At 73.6% G+C, this 22,084-nt stretch carries 20 protein-coding genes and 1 tRNA gene; 8 read left to right on the top strand and 13 right to left on the bottom strand.

The features are described from left to right. Positions 1–440: 440 nt before the first annotated feature. Entirely contained in the window at positions 441–611 is a 171-nt protein-coding gene (locus IN07_RS26085; RefSeq protein WP_197058621.1) for a hypothetical protein, read from the bottom strand. 442 nt (positions 612–1,053) lie between these two features. After that, the gene (locus tag IN07_RS23385) at positions 1,054–2,334 is read right to left on the bottom strand and encodes a tyrosine-type recombinase/integrase (RefSeq protein ID WP_156119363.1); all 1,281 of its coding nucleotides are present in this window, start codon (positions 2,332–2,334) and stop codon (positions 1,054–1,056) included. A 127-nt stretch (positions 2,335–2,461) separates the two neighbouring features. Here IN07_RS23385 and IN07_RS23390 point away from each other — a divergent pair. Together IN07_RS23390 and IN07_RS23395 are read left to right on the top strand one after the other, a co-directional pair. Beyond that, positions 2,462–2,538, top strand: a tRNA-Ile gene (locus tag IN07_RS23390). A gap of 423 nt (positions 2,539–2,961) precedes the next feature. Further along, positions 2,962–4,047: a heparin lyase I family protein gene (locus IN07_RS23395; RefSeq protein ID WP_036341471.1), complete on the top strand. Its 1,086-nt coding sequence runs from the start codon at positions 2,962–2,964 to the stop codon at positions 4,045–4,047. Positions 4,048–4,083: 36 nt separating this feature from the next. Here the strand turns inward: IN07_RS23395 and IN07_RS23400 are convergent, their stop codons facing one another. Genes IN07_RS23400 through IN07_RS23415 form a run of 4 tightly spaced genes read right to left on the bottom strand, consistent with a single transcriptional unit; the run spans position 4,084 to position 8,028 of the window. Beyond that, entirely contained in the window at positions 4,084–4,920 is an 837-nt protein-coding gene (locus IN07_RS23400; RefSeq protein ID WP_036341474.1) for an ABC transporter ATP-binding protein, read from the bottom strand. After that, positions 4,917–5,969: a FecCD family ABC transporter permease gene (locus IN07_RS23405; protein WP_036341477.1), complete on the bottom strand. Its 1,053-nt coding sequence runs from the start codon at positions 5,967–5,969 to the stop codon at positions 4,917–4,919. The genes IN07_RS23400 and IN07_RS23405 overlap by 4 nt, the downstream gene beginning before the upstream one ends. Then, complete coding sequence (locus tag IN07_RS23410; protein WP_036341479.1) at positions 5,966–7,009, bottom strand: FecCD family ABC transporter permease; 1,044 nt, start codon at positions 7,007–7,009, stop codon at positions 5,966–5,968. The genes IN07_RS23405 and IN07_RS23410 overlap by 4 nt, the downstream gene beginning before the upstream one ends. Further along, positions 7,006–8,028 (bottom strand): iron-siderophore ABC transporter substrate-binding protein, encoded by a 1,023-nt coding sequence (locus IN07_RS23415; RefSeq protein WP_036341482.1) that lies wholly within the window; start codon positions 8,026–8,028, stop codon positions 7,006–7,008. The genes IN07_RS23410 and IN07_RS23415 overlap by 4 nt, the downstream gene beginning before the upstream one ends. Before the next feature lie 173 nt (positions 8,029–8,201). Between IN07_RS23415 and IN07_RS23420 the strand changes: the two genes are divergently transcribed. Together IN07_RS23420 and IN07_RS23425 are read left to right on the top strand one after the other, a co-directional pair. Continuing rightward, entirely contained in the window at positions 8,202–8,681 is a 480-nt protein-coding gene (locus tag IN07_RS23420; protein WP_036341484.1) for a DUF2505 domain-containing protein, read from the top strand. A 40-nt stretch (positions 8,682–8,721) separates the two neighbouring features. Continuing rightward, a complete protein-coding gene (locus IN07_RS23425) occupies positions 8,722–9,126 on the top strand; it encodes a hypothetical protein (protein ID WP_231558551.1) in 405 nt (134 codons plus the stop codon). Here IN07_RS23425 and IN07_RS23430 read toward each other — a convergent pair. Next, a complete protein-coding gene (locus tag IN07_RS23430; protein ID WP_036341490.1) occupies positions 9,114–9,572 on the bottom strand; it encodes a DUF5313 family protein in 459 nt (152 codons plus the stop codon). The genes IN07_RS23425 and IN07_RS23430 overlap by 13 nt on opposite strands. Positions 9,573–9,715: 143 nt before the next feature. Between IN07_RS23430 and IN07_RS23435 the strand changes: the two genes are divergently transcribed. Further along, positions 9,716–10,198: a GAF domain-containing protein gene (locus tag IN07_RS23435; protein WP_036341493.1), complete on the top strand. Its 483-nt coding sequence runs from the start codon at positions 9,716–9,718 to the stop codon at positions 10,196–10,198. A 12-nt stretch (positions 10,199–10,210) separates the two neighbouring features. Here IN07_RS23435 and IN07_RS23440 read toward each other — a convergent pair whose 3' ends face one another. After that, entirely contained in the window at positions 10,211–10,993 is a 783-nt protein-coding gene (locus IN07_RS23440) for a hypothetical protein (RefSeq protein WP_036341496.1), read from the bottom strand. A gap of 63 nt (positions 10,994–11,056) precedes the next feature. Between IN07_RS23440 and IN07_RS23445 the strand changes: the two genes are divergently transcribed. Both IN07_RS23445 and IN07_RS23450 read left to right on the top strand, forming a co-directional pair. Continuing rightward, entirely contained in the window at positions 11,057–12,853 is a 1,797-nt protein-coding gene (locus IN07_RS23445; RefSeq protein WP_036341499.1) for a carbon starvation CstA family protein, read from the top strand. Beyond that, positions 12,850–13,293 (top strand): hypothetical protein, encoded by a 444-nt coding sequence (locus tag IN07_RS23450; protein ID WP_052091707.1) that lies wholly within the window; start codon positions 12,850–12,852, stop codon positions 13,291–13,293. Before IN07_RS23445 ends, IN07_RS23450 begins: the two co-directional genes overlap by 4 nt. On the opposite strand, the gene IN07_RS23455 is transcribed toward IN07_RS23450, so the two are convergent. The 3 genes from IN07_RS23455 to IN07_RS23465 all read right to left on the bottom strand — a co-directional run bounded on the left by IN07_RS23455 (position 13,232) and on the right by IN07_RS23465 (position 17,285). Further along, positions 13,232–14,668 carry a M20/M25/M40 family metallo-hydrolase gene (locus tag IN07_RS23455; RefSeq protein ID WP_081975659.1) on the bottom strand — a complete coding sequence of 479 codons (1,437 nt, stop codon included), beginning with the start codon at positions 14,666–14,668 and terminating at the stop codon, positions 13,232–13,234. The genes IN07_RS23450 and IN07_RS23455 overlap by 62 nt on opposite strands. Then, positions 14,665–16,179 carry an MFS transporter gene (locus tag IN07_RS23460; protein WP_231558552.1) on the bottom strand — a complete coding sequence of 505 codons (1,515 nt, stop codon included), beginning with the start codon at positions 16,177–16,179 and terminating at the stop codon, positions 14,665–14,667. Before IN07_RS23460 ends, IN07_RS23455 begins: the two co-directional genes overlap by 4 nt. A 74-nt stretch (positions 16,180–16,253) precedes the next feature. Then, positions 16,254–17,285 (bottom strand): ion channel, encoded by a 1,032-nt coding sequence (locus IN07_RS23465; protein WP_052091708.1) that lies wholly within the window; start codon positions 17,283–17,285, stop codon positions 16,254–16,256. A 68-nt stretch (positions 17,286–17,353) separates the two neighbouring features. On the opposite strand from IN07_RS23465, the gene IN07_RS26825 reads away from it, so the two are divergent. After that, positions 17,354–17,488: a hypothetical protein gene (locus tag IN07_RS26825; RefSeq protein ID WP_269429986.1), complete on the top strand. Its 135-nt coding sequence runs from the start codon at positions 17,354–17,356 to the stop codon at positions 17,486–17,488. Positions 17,489–17,497: 9 nt separating this feature from the next. On the opposite strand, the gene IN07_RS23470 is transcribed toward IN07_RS26825, so the two are convergent. Beyond that, positions 17,498–20,272 (bottom strand): hypothetical protein, encoded by a 2,775-nt coding sequence (locus IN07_RS23470; protein WP_156119364.1) that lies wholly within the window; start codon positions 20,270–20,272, stop codon positions 17,498–17,500. Beyond that, positions 20,259–22,043 carry an HSP90 family protein gene (locus tag IN07_RS23475; protein ID WP_036341504.1) on the bottom strand — a complete coding sequence of 595 codons (1,785 nt, stop codon included), beginning with the start codon at positions 22,041–22,043 and terminating at the stop codon, positions 20,259–20,261. Before IN07_RS23475 ends, IN07_RS23470 begins: the two co-directional genes overlap by 14 nt. Positions 22,044–22,084: the final 41 nt, after the last annotated feature.

The raw sequence follows: 22,084 nt of genomic DNA on the forward strand, positions 1-22,084 counted from the left end.
GGACGTCGTGCGGGGCGTCGTCAGGGGTGTCGGGCAGGCACCAGCCGATCAGCTCGCCGGTCACGTCGTCGACGACGGCGGCCTGCTCGGTCAGCGCCATGCGCGTCGCCCACGGAGTCGAGGCCAACCCGGCCATCCGGCGGGTCACGACACGCTCACGACGTAGTGGTGACCGCAACGGCCGCGCCGCACCGCGCGGTCGGTGTAGTCGAGCCGGTGGTGGCTCAGGCTCGCGCACGTGGGGCAGCCGGCGAGCACCCCCTGGCCGTGGGGCGTCGACCAGGTGTTCAGGGTGTCGGCGTCAGGGGACGGGGGCAACGACGGGGGCTGTGCCCGGCGGCGCTGGTGGGTCATCATGGCTCTGGCTCCAGTAGAGGCTGGGGTCTAGCGGTGGGCGACGGCCGGGGCGGGCACCCCGGCCTCGTCAGTGGTTGAGACCGTCAGGCCGCAGCCGGGTGCTGCTGGGCGGTGGCGGTCGCCAACTGCGCGCGCGCCGCGGCGGTGCTGCGCTGGGCCTTGGCGCGCCGGACCTCGGCAGATTTGAGTGCCATGGCCAGGTAGTGCGCCTTGCGCGCCTGGTCGGCTCGCCAACGGCGTTCGAGCTCGGGCAACGTGCGCTCGGGGTCGATCTGATCTTCGAACCGGCGGTCAGCGGCAGCTCGGGCCGGCGCTGTGCGGGCCGAGCGGTCAGACGTAGCCGCCCACGAGCGGTGGGCGGCGATCCGAGACTGCAGTGCGCGGGATGCGGGGGTGGTCATGAGGCGCCTCGCAAGGTGCTGAGGCCGCCACCGGAGGTAAGCCGGGGCGGAGCGTGGTCGGTACGGCGCCAAGGTAGGCACCCGCATTTGCCCTGGCCAGCGCCGTGCGACACCGGTTCCGACCCGCCCCCGGACACCCGAGACAGCCAGAGACACAACAGGACTGCCGGAGACACACAGCTCGACCTACGGACAGGTTGCAGTGGCCTAGGTCACACCGACAACGCTGAGCGCCGGACCCCAGCAGCCCCGACCGCCACACCGCCGGCGACGAGTGACCCGCCGCCGCCACGACTCAGGCGACCTCAGCCTCGGCGGCCATGGCGGCCTCGATCGCCGCCACCGCAGCGTCCGTCGAGCTGGGCAGCAGCCAGCCGTACGTGTCACTGGTCAGCTGGATCGACTCGTGACCGAGCCGCCGCTGAACCTCGGTGAGCGGCCGGCCCGCGTTGATCAGCCAGCTGGCGTGGGTGTGCCGTAGGTCGTGGAAGCGAACGCCCCGACCATGCGGGAACACACGGGCCACCGCCGGCGCCCACACCCGGTGGCGGTAGTTGGCCGAGCGAATCGGCGCTCCGCCCTGCCGACCGGCGTGGGTGCCGCTGGTGGCAGGCGTGGTGAACACGTAGGCGTCCTCTGGCCGGTCGGCGACCAGCCGGGCCAGGACCTGTGCGACACCGGCGCCGACCGTCACCTCGCGCACCGACCGGTCCGACTTGGGCCGCCCAATCTCGTAGCGGTCGGCCTTGCCGGCACGGGTGTCCTTCCACGCCTGGCGGACCTCGACCCGCGGGCGACCGTCATCGAGCACGACGTGCCGGCACTCCAGAGCGGTCAGCTCACTCCATCGCAGCCCGGTCCCCACCGCCACGGTGGCCAGGTCGCGGTAGACCCCGGCCGGCAACTCGGCCTCCAGCCGGCGCCACTCGTCGTGGGTCAGCGCCCTGATCGTCTCCTGTCGGCTGGCGGTGTGCTCGGGCTTGCCGACCCGCACCCCGACGAACGGGTCACGAACGATCAGCTCGTCGGCCAGGGCAGCGCGCATGACGGCGCCGGCCTCGGTGGCCAGCCGCTTGCGTGTGCGGTAGGCCAAGGGCGGCCTGCCGACCAGCCACGGGTGGGTGCCGGCCTCCAGGCCGCGCAGCCAGCCGCGCACGAGGCTGCGGTTGACGGCCGTCAGCGGCAGGTCGCCGAACACCGGGGTCATGTGCCGTGCAACGTCCCGGCGGTACTGCGCCCGATACCCCTCCTCCACGCCGGTCAGGTTGGCGACGTGCTGCTCGGCGTAGTCGGCGAAGGTCGGTGCCTCTAGGGCTGCCGGAACGCTCTGCTCGACCTCGGCCGGCACGTTGACAGACTCCGACGTGTCAACGCGCCGGGCACCGCGCAGCAGGTGGCGGTGCTCCTCGGGCAGGTGACCCCCGGCGGCGACGATCGCGGCCTCGATGCGCTTGGCCTCGTCCAGCCGGGAGACCGTCACACCGCGCTGCTGGCCGTCCCGCGCGCCGCCCTCGCGCCACGTGACCGTGTATGTCGTGCGCTTCCCATCGGTGCTCTTGCGCCTGCGGATCGCCATGAGGTGAACACCTATCCTGGGAGCCTCGGTCGGTTGGGTCGCGCGTTGACAACGCGTTGACAAGCGACGCAAGCGTGCTGAGGCGATAGTAGGACTGAGCAGTGAAACCGCTGGTCAGCCTACCATCGGGGCGGTAGCTCAGCCGGTCAGAGCACGGGACTCATAATCCCTGGGTCGTGGGTTCGAGCCCCACCCGCCCCACCACGTTGACCAGCACCTTTGCAGGGACCACCGCGCCCGCGCCGGTGGGCGCGCGCGGCAGGTTGCGGTGCACCTGCCGGATGGCCGTCGGCGACAACCCGCAGTCCCACGGCCGCGCCTCAACGACTGGGGCCACCCGCCGGAGGCCATTGGCCACGACGCCGTCCTCTTGGACGTCTCGCCGTCCTCCGGGCAGCACCTGTTCCTGTCGGCCTACCGCCGCACCGCCATCAGCGCGGGCCACCCCGGCTGAGCCCGACATGGCGCCCGGTCCTCGGCACACCGGTGTGGCCCGACACCGAATGGGCCCCCGCACCCGTCACCGTCTCACCCTGACGAGCGCTCCGCTTTCTCCCGGACCCAGCCGATACCTCTATCGCCACCCGTCCGGGCGTGGCTCACCCCCACGCCTGAACAGGACCCCCCATGTCGCTCTCCCCCACCCGCCGAGCTGCCGCCGTCGGCGCGCTCGCACTGGCCACCCTCCTCACCGGCTCCACCGTCGCGAACGCCGCTCGCGAGGACCGTCCGACCGCCGTCACCAGCGCTGAGTCCGACGTCCAGGTCACCACCGAGGGTCCGCGGGGCCAAGCCAACAAGAAGCCCAAGGCCACCGAGTCGCCCGCGCCCACCACCAGCGCACCCGTGGAGGAGCGGCCTCCCGCCACGACGTCTCCGGCGCCCACCGCCGCACCCACCGCGGAACCGGAGCCGACACCGACACCGGCGCCTGAGCCGACACCCACGCCGACACCCGAGCCGACCGCGGAACCGACTGCGGAACCGCAGCCGGTCGCCGCCGGCCGCGGGCCCGCCGGGAACACCGTGCTGTGGTCCGACGACTTCGAGAGCGGACTGGACTGCGGCGTGTGGGTGCACGTCCAGAACCACGAGACCGCGGCGTCGTCCAGCCTGTGCCCCGGGTGGGCGTCGGAGGGCTCGCCCACCCGCACGACGTTCCCCGTCATCGACGGGAACCGGGTCGCCCGCTTCGAGCTGCGCCAGGGCGACCGGTCCGCCGGCGGAGAGCGCTCCGAGCTGTCCCCCTCCTCCGCCGACAGGTCGGCCACCGCCCTCACCGAGGGCTTCGAGGGCTGGTTCCAGCAGCGGCTCATGGTCGACCCGTCCATGGAGCAGGAGCAGAACGGCCGGTTCTACATCCTGACCCAGTGGCACACCGGGATCTCCTCCCCCGCCATCACCCTGGGCCTGTCCGACGACAACGACCTGCTCCTCCGCGTCGGCATGGAGGGCAAGAGCCAGGTGCTGCTGCCCGCCGGTGAGTTCCGGCTCGGCGAGTGGTTCGACGTGAACGTGCACTTCGTGATGTCCAACGACCCGGCCACGGGCGGGGCCGAGGCCTGGGTCGACGGCGTGCAGCGCGCCGGCTGGCAGTACGGCCGCACGATGATGGACTCCGGGTCCTACCTGAAGATCGGCCAGTACCGCGACTCGCAGCCCACCACCGGGATCACCTACGTCGACGACGTCGTGCTCTCCACCAACCGCTGACCACCGCCGCCCCTGCCCACCGACGGGCTCGGCGGGTCAGCTCCCGGACGTGCCCTGCAGGACGTCGGCGCGCGGGGCGGTGTGGTGGCGGCCCATCGGCAGCATCAGCGGCTTGCCCGACGTCGGGTCCACGATCACCTGGCTGTCCAGGCCGAAGACGGCGCGCACGCACTCCTCGGTGAGCACGTCCTCCGGGGTGCCGGCGGCGTGGATCTGCCCACCGGACAACGCGACCAGGTGGTCGGCGTAGCGGGCGGCCAGGTTGAGGTCGTGCAGCACCATCACGATCGTCGTCCCGCGGGTCCGGTTGAGGTCGGTCAGCAGGTCGAGCACCTCGATCTGGTGGGCGACGTCCAGGAACGTGGTGGGCTCGTCGAGCAGCAGCAGGTCGGTCTGCTGGGCCAGCGCCATCGCGATCCACACCCGCTGGCGCTGACCGCCGGAGAGCTCGTCGACGGCCCGGTCGGCCAGTGGCGTCGTCTCCGTCGCGTCGAGGGCGGCCGCCACCGCGGCGTCGTCCTCCTTGCTCCACCGGGAGAACACCCGCTGGTGCGGGTGCCGCCCCCGGCCGACGAGGTCGGCGACCGTGATCCCCTCCGGCGCGATCGGCGACTGCGGCAGCAGGCCCAGCGTGCGGGCCAGCTCCTTGGCCGGCAGCCGGTGCACCGCCTTGCCGTCGAGCAGGACCCGACCGCTGCGCGGGGCCAGCAGCCGCGACATCGACCGCAGCAGCGTCGACTTCCCGCAGGCGTTGGCCCCGACGACCGCGGTGATCCGCCCCGGCGGCACCAGCAGGTCCAGGCCCTCGATGACGGTGCGCTCGCCGTAGGCGAGCGTGAGGTCCTCGGCTGCCAGCGAGTGGGTGGCGGTCACAGGGAGCCTCCGGTGCGGTTGCTGCGGACGATCAGGTAGATGAGGTAGGGCGCCCCGAGCACGCCGGTGATCACGCCGACCGGGTAACGGGTGCCGAACGCGTACTGGCCACACAGGTCGGCCACGAGCACGAGCAGCGCCCCGACCAGCGCGGCGGGCACCAGCAGCGAGCCGTTCGGCCCGACGAGCCGGGCCGCGATCGGGCCCGCCAGGAACGACACGAACGCGATCGGACCACACGCGGCGGTGGCGAAGGCCAGCAGGGCGACCGCGGCGACGATCGCGATGATCCGGGTGCGCTCCACCCGGACGCCCAGCGCGGAGGCGGTGTCGTCGCCCAGCTGCAGCGCGGAGAGGTCCCGCGTCTGCCCGAGCAGGACCGGCCCGAACACCAGCAGCGCCACCAGGGCCGGCACGGTGGCCTCCCAGGTGCTGCCGTTGAGGCTGCCGGTCAGCCAGCGCAGCGCCTCCGCGAAGTCCCACGCCCCGGCCTTCGACAGCACGTAGGAGGTGACGCTCTTGCCCATGGCGGCGACGCCGATGCCGATCAGGATCAGCCGGGTGCCGGCCACGCCGTCCTTGAACGCCAGCATGTAGATCAGCAGCGCCACCCCGAGCGCCGACACGATCGCGGTGACCGACACCGCCGTGCCGGACCAGCCCAGGATCACGATCGCGAAGGCCGCCGCGGCGCTGGCCCCCGAGGTGATGCCGATGACGTCGGGGCTGGCCAGCGGGTTGCGCAGCATCGTCTGGAACGTGACACCGGCCAGGCCGAAGCTGAGCCCGGCCACCACCGCGAGGACGGCGCGCGGCAGCCGCAGCGTCCCGACCGTGAAGGACGCCCCGGGGACGTCGGAGCCCAGGACGACGCGGAGCACGTCCCCGGGCGGGTAGAAGGTGCGCCCCACCATCAACGTCACCGCGAAGGCGACCACGACGGCGAGCGCGAGCAGGGTGATCACCAGCCGCCGGCGCGCAGCACGGCGGACGCGCCCCCGGGCGACGGTGTCGACGGTCGAGGGCAGTGGGGTGACGACGGCGGTCACAGCTCGCGCACCTTCTGCCGGCGGACGATCGCGATGAAGAACGGGGCGCCGATGATCGCGGTGAGGATGCCGACGTCCAGTTCGGTCGGGCGGGCCACGATCCGGCCGAGCACGTCGGCGCCGGTCAGCAGGCACGCGCCGGCGATCGCGGAGAAGGGCAGCAGCCAGCGGTGATCGACGCCCACCAGCAGCCGGCACAGGTGCGGGACGACGAGCCCGACGAACCCGATCGGCCCGGCGACCGCGGTGGCGGCGCCGCACAGCAGGACCGACCCGAGCGCGGCCACGCCCCGGGCGAGGGCGACCCGTTCGCCGAGGCCGGCGGCGAGCTCGTCGCCCAGCGCGAGGGAGTTCAGGCTGCGCGCGGACAGCAGACTGATGACCAGCCCCACGAGGAGGAACGGAGCCACGGTGCCGATGCCGGCGAACGTGGCCCCACCGACACCGCCGATCTCCCAGGACACGACGTTCTCCACGATGTCACCGCGGGGCAGGGCCACCGCGGTGATGAACGACGTGAGCGCGGCCGAGGTGGCCGCGCCGGCCAGGGCGAGCTTGAGCGGGGTCGCCCCACCCCGGCCCAGGGAGCCGACGGCGTAGACGAAGACCGCCGCGACGGCGGCGCCGACGATCGCCGTCCACACGATGCTCGTCGCCGAGAACAGGCCGAACCAGGCGATGCCGGCGACCACCGCGAGCGAGGCGCCCATGTTGATCCCGAGCACCCCCGGGTCGGCCAGCGGGTTGCGGGTGACGCCCTGCATGACCGCGCCGGAGAGGCCCAGCGCAGCGCCGACGACCACCGCCAGGACCGTGCGCGGGATCCGCTTGGTCACCGCCGCCTGTCCGATGTTCTCCGTGGACCCACCGAGCGCGGCGACGATGTCGGACCAGCCGACCCCGCGGGAACCCACGGCGACCGAGAGGGCCATCAGGGCGACCAGCAGCCCGACCACGACCAGCAGCCAGAGGAACCGGACCGGCCCCGGGCGCCGCACGACGGCGGCGTCCGGGGCCGGGGTGGCCAGGACCGAGGTCATGCTGCCTTGTCAGCAGCCTCGGCGAGCATGGCGACGTAGTCCTCGAGCACCCAGGAGATGGCCAGCGGCGTCGGGTTCGCCGCGGTGCCCAGCGGGGTGTCGGGGAGCAGCACGATCGACCCGTTGGCGACCGCCGGGATCTGCGACAGCAGCGGGTCGGCGTTCAGCGCGTCGACCAGCTCCTGGCCGCCGTAGGTCACGATGATGTCGACGTCGTCGAACACGTCGACCTGCTCGGCGCTGACCGTCCCGGAGAACTGCTCGCTGTCGGTGGAGGCCTCGGCCACGCTGGACGGGGTGGACAGCCCGAGGTCGGTGAAGAAGGCGCTGCGGGTGTCGTAGGGCGTGTAGTAGCTGACCTCGCTGAGGTCGGCGGTGTCCACGTGGGTGAGGAACATCGTCGACTTGCCCTCGAGCTCGGGGTGCTCGGCGACGGTGTCGGCGATGTCCTGCTCGATGTCGGCGATGAGCTCGTCACCCTCCCCGGCCATGCCCATGCCGGCGGCGTTGACCTGGATCATCTCCCGCCACGGGGTCGCCCACGGCGCCTCCGGGTAGGCCACGACCGGCGCGATCTCGCTCAGCGTGTCGTAGTCCTCCTGGGTCAGCCCCGAGTAGGCGGCGAGGATGACGTCGGGGTCGGTGTCGGCGACCGCCTCGAAGTCGATGCCGTCGGTCTCGTCGAACAGCACCGGGGTCTCGCCGCCGAGCTCCTCGAGCCGCTCGGAGACCCACGGCAGCATGCCGTCGCCGTCGTCGTCGCCGAAGTTGGCAGCGGCCATGCCGACCGGGACGACGCCCAGGGCCAGCGGCACCTCGTGGTTCGCCCAGTTCACCGTGGCCACCCGCTCGGGCTCGGACTCGATGGTCGTCGTCCCGAAGGCGTGCTCGACGGTGATCGGGGTGAAGTCCGCGGCGGCTTCGGTCTCGACGGCCGACGAGTTCGACGAGCAGGCGGCGAGGCCGCCGGCGAGCAGTGCTGCTGTGGAGACCGTGACCAGTCTCGGGGCGCGGCGCATGGGGTCCTTCCGGGTGGTGGTACAGCGCCCGTGCGGCACGGCGCGGGCCGGCGGGACGAGCAACTGAGGTTTGCCTAACGCAACTCAGGGTGTGCTTGCCCCGTTGTCGATCACGAGCTGGTCACAGTGCGGTCGACCCGGCGCGGACGGCGCGCACCGCCGACGATGGGGTCGTGCCCATCGACTCCGCCAGCAGCTACCCCGCCACCCCGGACGCCGTCCTCGCGCTCCTGACCGACGAGCAGTTCCTGCGCGACCGCGCCGCGGCGCTGGGCGCGCAGGTCCAGGAGGTGACCGTGGCCGACACCAGCACCACCGCCCGGCTCGCCGCCCCCACCGCCGGCATCCCGCCGGTGTTCGCCCGCTTCGTCGGCTCATCCGTCTCGGTCGTGGAACGCAGCGCCTGGAGCCCGGACGGCGCCGGCGGCCACCGCAGCGAGCTCGACGTGCAGGCCGAGGTCTTCGGCCGGGTCGTCCAGGTCACCGGTGAGCGGCGGCTGCTCCCGGACCCCGCCGGCACCCGGTCCACGGTCACCGGCGACGCCACCGTCGACGCCCCGCTGATCGGCCGGCAGGCCGAGGGCGCGGTACGGGAGCTGGTCGCGGTGGTGCTGCGCAAGGAGGACGAGCTGCTCCGCCGCCGACTCGGCTGACCCCGACCAGCGGTCAGGAGTGTCGGTCGGCTCGGCGAGGATGGCGGCCATGGTGGCCTTCTTCCTCCCGCGAGCCAGCGACGACGAGCAGGCCGAACGGCTCTACGAGGCCCTGGCCGAGTTCGCCGGCTGCGAGCCCGCACCGCCCGGGCAGCGGGTGCACTCGATCGCCTTCGGGCAGGACGGCGCCCAGTGGGTCGCCGAGGTGGGCGAGCAGCTGTCCGGCCGCCGTACGACGCAGCAGCTTCGCCGCGGCGAGCTGATCGAGCGCACCGAGGAGCTCTCCTCCCCCACCCGGGTGCTCGCCGTCTACCCGGGGACGCCGTTCGTCGTCGTCACCGACGCCCAGCCGATCACCGGCGCCCCGTCGGAGTGGGCCAACCCGTTCACCGCCGCGCCCGACCAGGTCACCTGGTTCGACGCCCCGGGGGCTCAGCGCCCCTGACGCTCCCGGTAGCGGGCGGCCCGCTTGTCCGCTGCCGCCCGCCGCCTGGCGGTCTGCTCGGCGTCCCGGCCCGCCTGCGCCCGGTCGCGGACCGTCTGGGCGGTGCCGACCGGGTAGCCGGCCTTCTTCACCCGGTTCTCGGTCGTCTCGGTCATGTAGGCGAAGGAGAAGATCAGCCCGAGCAGCAGCCCGCCGAGCGCGGTCATCCCACGGATCCAGAACGGGCCCGGGACGAACAGCAGGACCAGCGCGATCGGCACCGCCATCTGCACCCCCGCCCGGAGCACGTGCCGCCAGCCCCACGTGGCGGTCGTGGTGTCGTGCAGCACCCAGCTGGCGTGCCGCTCGGGCAGTCCGCCGCCCATCGCGTACCAGAGCCAGCGCAGGACGCCGGGCCGGACCGGCTCACCGGCGGGCTTGGGCCCGGCGGACCTGCTCGTGGTCATGCCCTGCACGGTACCGACGGGCAGCCACCCCAGCCGTCGCCGAGCGTCATCGGAAGACCACGCTACGGTGGGTTCGCACCGGTACCGGATCGACCCCGTCCGCGGACGTTGACGCCTGCCCGAGGAGGCGGATCATCGGGAGCATGGTCCCGCTCGTCGTGGGCGACGTCGTCCCCTTCGAGGACTGGAGGGCGGCCGCCCGAGCCTCGCTCGCGTTCCTGCACCGCACCGTCGGCCTGGACGTGTGGATGGTCACCCACCTCGAGGAGCCGGCTCAGGTGGTCCTGTACGCCCACCCCCAGGAGGTCATCCCGCAGGGCACGATCGTGCCCTGGCAGCAGAGCTTCTGCCACACGATGGTCAGCGGGATCGGGCCCCGGGTCGCCACGGTCGCCGCCGCGACCCCCGCCTACCGCGACCTGATGACCGGGCACGCCGAGCGGGTGGCCGCCTACATCGGCGTCCCGCTGGTCACCCGCGAGGGCACGGTGTACGGGACCCTCTGCGGCGTGTCCTCCCGGGCCCAGCCCCGCACGCTGACCCGGCACCTGCCCCTGGTCGAGATGACCGCCCGGATGCTCAGCAGCCTGCTGCCCGCCCCCCCGGCGGAGGACCCGACCGACTGACCCCCGGGCCGCTCAGCGGTGGCCGGCGGCCCGCAGTGCCTGGACGCACCCACGTTCCAGCGCCCGTTGTCGCCGCACCCGCGCGCGCAGGCCCGGCACCGGTTCCAGGGCCCGGTCCTCGGCCGGCTGCACCCCGGTGAGCCGGCCGTCGGCGGCGTGGCCGCTGGTCACGTGCACGGTCCACCGCTCGACGTCGGGCACGGACAGCTCCTGACCGACCAGCACGGCCGGTCCGCGGGCGTCGGGCGGTGCCCCGGTCAACGACAGCGGGTCGGCGTCCCAGTCGGCGACCCGGACGGTGCGCACGTGCAGCCCGTCGTCGTCGACGGCGAGCACCGCGTCGGCCGGGCCGTCGCGGCGCCCCACGGGGACGACGTCCACGGCATCCAGCAGCAGGACCAGCCGCGGCAGGTACCACCAGTGCTCCCGGCGCAGCATCGGTGAATCGGCCAGCGCGCGGGACGGCGGGTGCTTGCGCAGCTCCTGGTCCAGCAGCTGCTCGGTGAACAGGCTGCCGTCGCCGTCCTCGACCAGGGTGAGCCGTCCGGTGGCCACCAGCGGCTCCCAGCCGGGGCCGGTCAGCCGCGGGTCGGAGAGGACCAGCGCCGCTCCGTCACCCGCGGCGGCCGCGCGCGCCGCCTCGACCTGGGCCCAGGGCAGGGCCACCGCCGCCCGGTCCCCCAGCCACAGCGGCACCACGCCCAGTGCGCCGGGTGGCTGGCCATTGCGCCGCCACACCAGCTCGGCGACGCCGGCGGACCGGACCGCCGCGCCCAGGGTCGTGGTGCCGGTCACAGCAACTGTCTACTCTTCGCCCTGCGGTGGCCACTCGGCCACCCAGGACGTGGGGGGTTGTCCGTGCCCGCATTCGCCGTGGCCGCCGTGGTCGGGGTGCTGTTCTTCCTCGGCTACCGGTACTACTCGAGCTACCTGGCCCGCAAGGTCTACGTCCTGGACCCGGCGTTCCGCACGCCCGCGCACGAGTTCAACGACGGCGTCGACTACGTGCCGACGAACAAGCACGTGCTCTTCGGCCACCACTTCACCTCCGTGGCCGGGGCCGCCCCGATCGTCGGCCCGGCCATCGCGGTGTTCTGGGGCTGGGGCCCGGCGCTGGCCTGGATCGTGCTCGGCACCATCTTCGCCGCCGGCGTGCACGACTTCGGGTCGCTGGTGGTGTCGGTGCGGCACAAGGCCAAGAGCATCGGGACGCTGGCCGGCGAGGTGGTCAACGGCCGGGCCCGGATGCTGTTCCTGGCGATCATCTTCTTCCTGCTGACCCTGGTGAACGCCGTCTTCGCGGTGGTCATCGGCAACCTGTTCGTCGCCAACCCGGGCGCGGTCATCCCGATCGTGGTCGAGATCCCGCTGGCCATGCTGATCGGCCAGTACATCTACCGGACCCGCTCCTCGGCGCTGATCCCCTCGATCGCCGGCGTCATCGTGCTGTACGCGCTGATCCTGGTCGGCAACGCCTTCCCGATCGAGCTCGACGGCCTGGCCGAGGCCCTGGGCGTCGAGCAGACCCGCAACGTCTGGGTCGTGCTGCTGTTCGCCTACACCTGGATCGCCTCCCGCATCCCGGTGTGGGTGCTGCTGCAGCCCCGCGACTACATCAACAGCCACCAGCTGTTCATAGCGCTGGCCGTCATCGCGGTCGGCGTCATCGTCGGGATGAACACCATCCAGGCCCCGGTGGTCAACGACGTCCCGGAGGGCTCGCCCAGCTTCTTCCCCTTCCTGTTCATCACCATCGCCTGCGGCGCGATCTCCGGCTTCCACTCCCTGGTCTCCTCGGGGACGACGTCCAAGCAGCTGGACACCGAACCCGACGCCCGCTACGTGGGCTACATGGGCGCGGTCGGCGAGGGCTCGCTGGCCACCGGCGCCGTGCTCGCCGCCACCGCGGGCGTGGCCGCCTCGCAGGCCGACTGGCAGGCGCTCTACCCCGACTTCGCCACCGCCTCCGGGGGCGCCACCGGAAACTTCGTCAACGGCGTCGCGGTGTTCGCCAACAACATCGGCGTCCCGCTGGACCTCGCCACCATCTTCGCCGCCGTGGTGGTCATCAGCTTCGCCGCGACCACGATGGACACCGGCGTGCGGCTGCAGCGCTACGTCGTGCAGGAGATCGGCGAGATCATCAAGGTCCGGGCGCTGGCCCGGAACCTCACCCTCGCCACCACGGTCGCGGTGCTCATCCCGCTGGCGATGGCACTGCTCCCCGGCGGCGGCGAGGCCGGCTACACCTTCGGCGTCCTCTGGCAGCTGTTCGGGACGACGAACCAGCTGACCGCGGGGCTGGCGCTGTCGGTCATCGCGGTGTGGGTGACCCGCCAGGGCCGCAACCCGCTGGCCGTGCTGATCCCGCTGGTGTTCCTGCTGGCGATGACCTCCTGGGCGCTCATCGCCAACCTGCGGAACTTCGTCGAGGCCGACAACTGGGTGCTCGCCCCGCTGGACGCGCTGATCTTCTTCCTGGCGATCTGGCTGATGGTGGAGGCCGCCCTGGCGCTGCGGACGGCGTTCCGCGAGCGTTCCCTGCCCGGCGCCGAGGCGCGGGGCACGTCCGACCCGGCGGTCGCCCGGGCCAACCCGACGTCCCCCACCGACGAGTCGGAGCTGGGCCAGACGTCCCGCGACGACCGGCAGTGAGGCACCGCGTCGTCCTGGTGCGGGGGCCCCGCGCCGCCGCGGGGTCGGGCGGCTGCTGCAGCGGGGCCGCCCGCCCCTTCGACGAGGGCGGCGGCCACCGGCACGCCGTCCCGGCCGACGAGGTCGGCGCGGTCTACCGAGCGCTGCGCACAGCACTCCCCGACGACGTCGCCGTGGAGGTCGTCGCGCCGACGAACTGGCTCTGGCTGGTCCCGGCCCTGGTCACCGACGGGCGCCGCCGCGGCCTGCGCGGCGCGGCGCTGCGGCGCTCGGTGCGGGCCGGCATCGCCGTGGAGTCGCTGATCGTCGACGGGGCGGTGCTGGCCTCGGGCCGGCTGCCCTCCCCCGCTGCCGCGGTCGCCGCGGTGACGGCCGAGCTCACGACCGCTGCAGCAGCTCCCGGTAGAACGCCACCCCGCGGGCCAGCGCCGCCACGGTGAGGTGCTCGTCGGCGGCGTGCAGGGACGCCAGCTGCGCCGAGCTGAGGTCGAAGGGCATGAACCGGTAGACGCTGTCGCTGATCTGGGCGAAGTGCCGCGCGTCGCTGGCCTGCACCATCAGGTACGGGGTCACCGTCGCCGCCGGGTGGGCCGCCCGGATCGCCGCGGTCAGCGTCGCCCAGGCCTCGTTGTCCGTCCGCGACACCGGCGACGGGTCGTCGGCGCGGGTCGCCTCCAGCCGCACGCTCGGGTCGTCGATCACCCCGCGGATGCGCTCGATCGCCGACTCGGCGGTCTCCCCGAGCACCACCCGGACGTTGGCCATCGCCCGGGCCCGGGTCGCGAGCACGTTGGGTGCCCGGCTGCCCTCCAGCTGGGTGATCGCCACCGTCGTCCGCACCAGGGCACTGGCCTCCCGGCCGGCACGGGACAGCAGGCCGGCGAGGGCCGGCCGCAGCAGCGCGGCGTGCGCGTACAGCGCCCGGTGCCCGGCCGGGGCGTGCCGGCCGACGGTGTCGACCAGCGCCAGCACCACGTCGCTGACCCGGGGCGGGAAGGGCTGCTCGTCCAGCCGGACCAGCGCGCGGGCCAGCCGTGCGGTCGCGCCGCCGCGGACCGGCGACGACGCGTGCCCGCCGGCGTCCTCGGTGGTCAGCTCCAGGTCCACGACCCCCTTCTCGGCGATGCCGACGACGGCGATCGGCCCGGGGACACCGGGGAAGACCCCGGTGACCACGGCGCCGCCCTCGTCGACCACCGCCCAAGGCGTGATGCCGCGCGCGGCGAGCGTCTGGGCCGCCGTCCGCGCCCCGGTGCCGGCCACCTCCTCGTCGTTGCCGAAGGAGAGGTAGACGTCCCGGGCCGGGCGGAAGCCCTCGTGCAGCAGCGACTCCACCGCCTCCAGGACGGCGACCAGGGCGCCCTTGTCGTCGATCGCCCCCCGGCCGTGCACCACGCCGTCGACGACCTCGCCCGCGAACGGGTCGCGGGTCCACGCCTGTCCGTCGGCCGGCACGACGTCGTAGTGCGCCATCAGCACCAGGGGCTGCGCGCCGTTGCCGCTGCGCCAGTGGAACAGCATTGCGCCGGTGCCCAGCAGCTCCAGCTCGAGCTCCCGGTGCGTCCGCGGGTAGAGCTCGGCCAGCCGCTCCCGGAAGGCGCCGAAGACGGACTGGTCGACCTGCTCGGGGTCGCGCCGGGACACGGTCGGGATGCGGATCAGCTGTGCCAGGTGATCGGCGGCCCGGGTGGCGTCGATCGCCCCGACGTCCGCGTGCGGCACCTCCGGTCGGGCCGGCGGCCGGAAGCGGCGCACCCGGGTGAGGGCGGCGCCGGCCCCCACGGCGGCTCCGGTGGTCAGCAGCGTCCGGTTCATCCAGCTGTCTCCTCCCGGACCGCGGCGGCGCGGTCCTCGATCTGCTCGGGGTCGGCGAAGGCCAGTCGCGGGACGAACACCAGTGCGACGGCGGCGATCAGCGCCGTGGTGCCGCAGATGGTCCAGACCGTCACGTACCCGGTGAGCGATCCGGCCGTGCCCTCCACCCCGCCGGCCAGCAGCGGGGCTCCGGCGGCGAGGGCGAGGGCGAACACCGACGACGCGAACATGCCGCCGATGACCTTGGTGGTGTTGGTGAGCCCGGTCGCGACGGCGGTGCGGCCGGCCGGAGCGGCGGCGGCCGCCGCAGCGGGCAGGGCCGCGACCAGCGCACCGGAACCGACCCCGGCGATCGTCATGCCGGCCAGCACCTCGCTGAGCTGATCGTGGAAGGGCACCAGCAGCAGGTAGCCGGTGGCGACCAGGGCCGCCGCCCCGATCAGGGTCAGCCGCGGGGTGGTCAGCCGCGAGGCGCGGGCGAACTGGCTGGCCCCGACCAGCATCGAGATCACGTAGGCCCCGATGACCAGGGACACCGAGCTGGTCGACAGCCCGAGGCCGTAGCCGTAGACGTCCGGGTCGGTGCGGGCGAACGTCGACAGCGGCCCCTGCGCGCCCAGCACGCTGACCCCGAACAGCCCCGCGGTCAGCTGGACCGGCCACATCGCCGAGCTGCGCAGCACCCGGAAGTCGACCAGCGGGTCCGGCTGCCGCAGCTCGTACCGCACGAACGGCACCACCAGGAGGAGTCCGGCTGCGACCACCAGCCACGGCCAGGCCTGCTCCGCCCCGTTGAGCCGGACGAACGTCAGCCCCCCGGTCACCACCAGCAGGATCGCGGTCAACAGCGCGGCACCGCCGGAGTCGACCACCCCCTGCATCCGGTCGGTCCCCTCCGGCACCAGCCTCCAGACGACCACGACCACCCCGACGACCAGCACGCCGGGGGCCAGCAGCACCAGCCAGAGCGCGTCGCCCAGGAGGTCGCCGATCACCCCGCCGCTGAGCGCGCCCACGATGGCGCCGAGCTGCAGCGCGGCGACGATGAGGCCGGTGGCGCGCCGGGTGCGGGCCGCGGTGTCCGGCAGCCCGCGGGACCGGCTGTAGATCAGCGCCACCTGCAGTGGCAGCCAGGCCGCGTAGACGCCCTGCACCGCCCAGGCGAGCAGGAAGACCGGGAAGGTCTGGGCGAACGCCAGCACGATGGTGGCCACCGCGACCACGACCGCCGACCAGAGCAGCATCCGGCGGTGCCCGCGCAGGTCACCGAGCTTGGCCAGCACGGGGACGGCGATCGCCGACAGCATCAGCTGGCCGGCCTCGAGCCAGTTGACGTCGGCGTCGTTGATGCCGAGGTGCCGGGCGATGTCGGTGAGCAGCGGGATGTAGTACCCCTGCAGGACCCCGCTGGTGAACTCGACGAACACCAGGTAGCCGACGACGCCGGCCGTCATCCGGGCCTGCCACCGCCCTGCCCGGCTGCCGCTGCGCTGCGTCGCCGACTGCTGCATCGAGCCCGCTCCTCGCTGTGGTGGGTCCGCGGCGGTCAGCATCGACGAGGTGGTCGGCCGACGCAACGGTCGGTTCAGCGGGCGGAGAGCACCTCGCCGGCCTCGATTCGGCGGCGACCGACGTAGTAGAGCGTCGTCCCCTCGGCCACCGGGGTGTCCCAGGCCGGGCTGACCGTCAGGCCGTCGGGCCCGCGCAGCGCCAGCACCGTCGCCCCGAAGGCCTGACCGAAGCGGACCTGGCAGTCGCCGAAGGTGCCCAGCCGGTGCCCGGAGGGCAGCTGGACGGAGTAGGTGTTGCCGTGGCCGTGGCTGCTCATCAGGTCGCCGTAGACCTCGGTGAGCCCGGGGTCCAGCGCCTCCTCGGTGATCAGGAAGGGCATGTGCCACTGCACGCAGGCGATCCGGGGGTCGACGTAGCGCAGGTTGTCCCGGCGGTCCAGGTCGCGCAGCGCGGCGACCTTGTGCACGTCCGGGCCGGCGTGGTGGACCGCCACCGCGATGGCCAGCGTCTCGTTGTCGTCCCGCCCGTCGATCACCACGGAGCGGGCCGCGGCCACGTTGGCCCGGGTCATGACGTCGGCGTGGCTGAGGTCGCCGCGGACGAAGGACACCTCGGTCCGCTCCGGCAACGGGTTCTCCGGCACGTCCTCCCAGGCGCACAGCGCGACCCGGGTGCGCCCCTCGGCCGCGAGCTCGGTGAGCATCCGCTCGGTGCGGCCCGGGAAGTACCCCAGCACGACGACGTGATCGATCAGATCCAGCTCTTCCACACCCTTCAGGCGCCGGCTGCGGACCGACTGCAGGTAGTCGGCCAGCCGCGTGAACAGCAACGTCAGCGTGACGATGCCACCGATGATCACGTAGGCCCCGACGACGTGGCCGCCGGCCGAGGCCGGGAAGAAGTCGCCGTAGCCCACGGTGGCGGCGGTGACGATGAAGTACCACCAGTAGTTGGCCGGCGCGGCGATGTCGCTGTCGGCGCCCTCCACCAGGGCCATCGCCGGCCAGCTGGTCACGAAGACGAAGACCATGACGGCCAGCGGCAGCCGCCAGCCGCGCAGCCGCGCCTGGACCACCCGCGAGAAGCGCGAGAACAAGCCGAACACGGGTCTCCTGCCAGGTCGAGGTCCCGAGCAACCTAGCGTGCGCGTCGGAGTGGGGTCAGGGTGTCGTCATGACGACGCCGACCGACGACGACCTCCCCGAGCCCCGGGACATCGCCCTGGAGCAGGCCACCCCGGAGCAGGTCGAGCAGCTCGAAGAGGCCAGCCAGGACGGCGCGGACCCCGGTGGGGCCACGCCGTCCTGAGCCGTTCGCTCAGCGCCGCCAGCGGGAGCGGCCGCGCTTGAGGGCACGGTCCCGGGCCGCGGTGAGCTCCGCCAGCTGCTCGGCCGGCGCGCCGGCCGCCTGGTACGCCTGCAGGGCGGTGTCGTAGCGAACGGCCTCCGGCGGGCTGAACGACGCGACGGCCCAGAGCGCGTCGGCGACGAGTGCGAGCACGTCCTCACGGTGTCCGACGGCGACGGCTTCCTCCGCCAGGGAGATCGCCTCTGCGGTGCGCCCCAGCGCATGCAGTGCGTCTGCCTCCCGCAGGCCGGTCGCCGCCACGCCCACGGGCTGCCCGGCGTCGGTGTAGGCGTCCCTGGCCGAGGCGTAGAGCGGCAGGGCCTCGCCCGCCCGGCCGGCGACCACCAACCTGTCAGCGTGCTCCTGGCGCACGTCCGCCACCAGGAGCGGGTCCTCGTCCTCCTCCGAGATCGCGGCCAGAGCTGCCTCCCCGGCGGCGAGGGCCTCGGCGACCTGCCCACCTGCGTCGTGCACGTCCGCGAGCGTGCGCTGCACCCGCAGTCGCGCTCCCGCCTCGTCGGTCGGCAGAGCGGTGGCCGCTCGCTGCGCCGCCGCCAGTGCACCCGCCACGTCGCCGTGCTGGAGCAGCAGTCGGGCGAGGTCGAGCGACGCGGCGCCCTCGAGCTCCCGGTCGCCGTCCTCCGCTGCCCGTTCGACCAGCTCGGTGTACAGGTCGTGGGCGCTCAGGTCCTCCTCCAGGTCGCGGAACAGGCGAGCCGCGTCCAGCCGGGCCCAGCCGGCGGAGGACACGTCCCCGGCACCGGCGAACAGGTCGACGGCTGTCCAGGCCGCGGTCAACGCCTCGTCCAGGCGGTCGGCGTCGCGGAGCAGCCGCCCCCGCGCGGCCGCCGCCTCTCCAGCCGCACCAGGGTCGTCCAGCGCCTCCTCGCTGGACTGCACGGCGCTGAGCACGTCGATCGCCCGGTCCACCTCGCCCGCCTCGAGGAGGGCCGGGACGAGCACCTGCGCGACATCGGTGACACCGGCGTCGTCGGTTCGCGCCCGCACCTGTTCCCATGCGGTCTCCGCCGCCTGCAGTGCACCCGCGACGTCCCCGACCACCGATCGGCTCCACGCCTCGCTCGCCCACGCGTCGGTCACCAGGGGCGGGTCAGCCGCCAAGAGGTCGCGCGCGTCCGCGAAGGCCGCGCCGGCTGCCGCCAGTCCCGCAGGGGCCGGCTCCTCGCCCAGCTCCAGCACCGTCCACTCCGCCCGCAGCGCGGCGACCCGCCCCGCCATCAGTTCCGGAGTGCCGGCACGCGCCGCGGCGGTGTCCGCCACGGCACACCACCGCCGGGCCTCGTCGTCCACGGCGCCGGCCGTCCCGGCCGTCAGCCTGGCCAGCGTCAGCGCCGCTCGCACCTGTTCCACCGGGTCCGCCGTCAGCGCCGGCACAGCCCGAGCCAACGCGTCAGCCGCCTCCGGGAGCCGGTCCAGCCGCAGCAGCGCCTCCCCGACGGTGGCCAGGGCACGTGCGGCTCCCCCGGCGTCGCCGGCCGCCTCGTACCGGGCCAGTGCGCGCTCGGCCGCAGCCAGTCGCGGCGCCGCCGGGCCCCGGGGGGTGCGGGCCAGTTCCAGCAACGTGTCGGCGTCCTCGTCGCTGACGGCCGGCACCACGGCGACGGTGACGGTGGTGGGCAGCGTCGGGCTGGTCGTCCGTACGACCGGTGGTGCCACCACCGTCACAGGCCGCACGCCCAGCCACTCCTCTGCGTCTCGGGTCCGGAGGTCGGTGCCGTTGCGCCGGTCGAACGCCGCAGCGATCTCCCTGGCTCCGCCGGCGAACAGGCCGGCGAGCGCTGTGGTGTCGCGCGGGCGAGCCCCGAGCGGACGCGGGGTCTCGGTGACACCTGTCTCGGCCAGCGACGCAGCCACCGCGGCACCGGCACTCAGCACGATGAGCCGGGCATCGACGTCGAACAGGCCGCGGTCGCACACGTCGACGAGTTCGGCCAGCAGGTCGACGGCGTCGTCGAGCCGGCCTGTGCGCACGAGGTGCAGGACATGGCGGGCCTGGGCACCGACCAGGGAGGGGTTGCCCCGAGCCAGCCGCAGCCCCCACTGGTGCAGCCGCTCGGCCTCCTCGTGCTCCCCGAGCTCGGCCAGCGGCGCCAGCAGGTCGGCCAGCACAGCGGCCGGCTGCTCGGCGCAGTCCAACCGACCGGCGACGAGCGGCCGGGCGAGGTCGACCGCTCGCGCCGGGTCACCGGCGGCGATGGCCAGGTCGACCTCGGCGGCGACGTCACATGCCCGGCAATCGCCCATCGGCGTGCGCGGCACCACGCGCCACCGTCGATGCGCCTCGACGGCCTCGGCCACCCGCCCCGTGCGGAGCGGCACCGTCCAGGCCAACTTGGCGACCGCGTCCTCGCCGATCCCCTCGGCGGCGTACCGGCGGCGTTGCTCGGCCAGCACCCGTTCGACGTCGGTCAGCGGCACCTGCGGCAGGTCGAGCAGCGTGCCCGGCAACCACTTGAGCGCCCAGTAGGTGTCCTCGATGGCGAAGCGCCCCGGATGGGCATCGATCTGACCCAGGCACCAGGTGGTCGCCACCATCGCCTTCTGCGCCTCACCACCGTGCTGCGCGGCCGAGGCCAGCGCCACGCGGGCCTCGAAGGACGCGTCGAGGTCGTTGGCCGCGTCGGCGAGCCGGACTGCCTCCTCAGCGGTCGCCGTCCGGGCGTAGCCCGGCGGCATCTCCGCGACCTCCCGCAACAGCGACCGCACCGACCTACTCCGTGCCACCGAGACTCCCTTCGACGAGGCGCCCGAGGGCGCCGGACAACAACGTGGTCTCCTGCCCGCGCAACGGGTGACGGCCCATGAGGAGCGCCTGGAGGTACAGCACCTCGACCGCGGTGCGCAGCGCACCGTCACCCACGGGACCCGCGAGCTGACGCACGACCGGGTGCCGCCAGTTGAGCACCAGCTGCGCCTCCCTCCGCCCAGGTCCGGGCGTCTGCAGGTGACTGAGCAGCGGACCCCAGAACGCCCCCGCCACCTGGGCGGTCTCGCCGACCTCGCGGGTGAACCGCGCTGCGTCGCCTGCGGTGTACAGGCAGGGCAGCGACTCAGGGCTGAAGGAACGCACGTCGACATCGCAGTCGAAGGACAGCAGCACCGGCCGGGCGCGCCCGGCCAGTGCTGCAGCTGCGACCTGGTCGCCCCCGGCCACCGGAGCGAGCACCGCGGCCAGGTCCTCGGGCTCCACGTGCTCGACCTCGACGCCGGGCACCAGGTCCGGCAGCCGCAGCAGGAGGTCCTCGTCGTAGGTGTAGCCGGCGTTGACCAGGCAGATCCCCTCAGCCGTGGCGACCTGCGCCATCTGGCTGAAGTCCTCCTTCGTCGCCGCGTAGCGGACCCGCCCACGCCGGGTCAGCTCGGTCAGCGTCATCCGGCCCTGGTTCGTCTCGACCGGCAGCCACGGTGAGAAGAGCCGCAGCAGCTCGTCGTCGTGCACGGCCAGTGACTTCAACGCGAGCGCGTGCACGCGGACGAGGGCCTGCAGCCTCGTCGGCTCGTGCTCGGCCACGGTGGTCAGCCAGCTGCGCAGGGCCGCCCCCAGCCCGTCACGGACGGCAGCGAGGGTCGCGTCCTCGTAGAGGCCCTCCCGGGAGGCGAGCGGCTGCAACGCGCTGGTGTCCACGACGGCGCGGACGAAGAACGCCCACTCGGGGAGCAACCCGTCCACCGCATCGGACAGCAGCATCCGTTTGAGGTGCACCCGGTGCCGCTGCCGTGACGCCGGGCTGGGGCTCTCCGGGTGCACGAACGCGACCCCGGTCAGCCCCGCTGCCGGCAACTCGAGCGGGACGGCGTCCAGGAATCGCTCCCCGAACTCCTGGTGTCCCCACTCGAGCAGGCCGTCACGGTCCTGCCCGAGCCACGGCAGCACTCGCCCGGCCATCCGCTCCGAGCCCTCGGCGGTACGGAGCACGATGGGCTGAGCCAGCAGACCGGCATAGCGCTGGACCAGCGCGCGGACGGTGTCCGGGCGGAGGTGGTCCTCCAGCCCCGGTCGGGCGGTCAGCCAGACCGTGGTCCCTGGGGTGCGCCGCCCCTCGCCGTCCGGCAGTTCGCGGAGCTCGTAGGTGCCGTCGCTGCGGCCCTGCCAGGAGACGCCCGCACCACCCCGCACCGACCGGGTCACCACCCGGATCTCGTCGCTCACGAGGAAGCAGGCCAGGAGGCCGATCCCGAAGCGGCCGAGGTAGTCGATCCCGGGGGCAAAGAGCGCGTCCCGCTTGGAGGAGGAACCGATGGTGGCGAGCAGCTCGTGCACCTCGGCCACCGTCAGACCCACGCCGTCGTCCTCGACGGACAGGACCGGGGCGGCGCCCGGCCGCTCGTGGCACTCGATGACGACGGCGGCCCCGACGCCGTCGGAGCCGCGGGCCGAGATGGCGTCGACGGAGTTCTGGACCAGTTCCCGCAGGTAGACGTCGGGTGAGCTGTAGAGGTGGGAGGAGAGGAGGTCGACGACGCCACGCAGGTCGACCTGGAAGGAGTGGCGCACCGCGGCAGGCTAGGCGGCACGGACGAGGACGAACCACGAAC

The organism is Modestobacter caceresii (assembly GCF_000761485.1).
Classification (GTDB): domain Bacteria; phylum Actinomycetota; class Actinomycetes; order Mycobacteriales; family Geodermatophilaceae; genus Modestobacter; species Modestobacter caceresii.

What these genes read in the sequence shown, in the direction of transcription:
- IN07_RS23425 (WP_231558551.1), top strand. Translation starts at nt 8,722, where the DNA reads ATGGCGGCCATGGTGGCCTTCTTCCTCCCGCGAGCCAGCGACGACGAG.
- IN07_RS23455 (WP_081975659.1), bottom strand. Translation starts at nt 14,668, where the DNA reads ATGAACCGGACGCTGCTGACCACCGGAGCCGCCGTGGGGGCCGGCGCC.
- IN07_RS23415 (WP_036341482.1), bottom strand. Translation starts at nt 8,028, where the DNA reads ATGCGCCGCGCCCCGAGACTGGTCACGGTCTCCACAGCAGCACTGCTC.
- IN07_RS23460 (WP_231558552.1), bottom strand. Translation starts at nt 16,179, where the DNA reads ATGCAGCAGTCGGCGACGCAGCGCAGCGGCAGCCGGGCAGGGCGGTGG.
- IN07_RS23410 (WP_036341479.1), bottom strand. Translation starts at nt 7,009, where the DNA reads ATGACCTCGGTCCTGGCCACCCCGGCCCCGGACGCCGCCGTCGTGCGG.
- IN07_RS26825 (WP_269429986.1), top strand. Translation starts at nt 17,354, where the DNA reads ATGACGACGCCGACCGACGACGACCTCCCCGAGCCCCGGGACATCGCC.
- IN07_RS23430 (WP_036341490.1), bottom strand. Translation starts at nt 9,572, where the DNA reads ATGACCACGAGCAGGTCCGCCGGGCCCAAGCCCGCCGGTGAGCCGGTC.
- IN07_RS23435 (WP_036341493.1), top strand. Translation starts at nt 9,716, where the DNA reads ATGGTCCCGCTCGTCGTGGGCGACGTCGTCCCCTTCGAGGACTGGAGG.
- IN07_RS23385 (WP_156119363.1), bottom strand. Translation starts at nt 2,334, where the DNA reads ATGGCGATCCGCAGGCGCAAGAGCACCGATGGGAAGCGCACGACATAC.
- IN07_RS23395 (WP_036341471.1), top strand. Translation starts at nt 2,962, where the DNA reads ATGTCGCTCTCCCCCACCCGCCGAGCTGCCGCCGTCGGCGCGCTCGCA.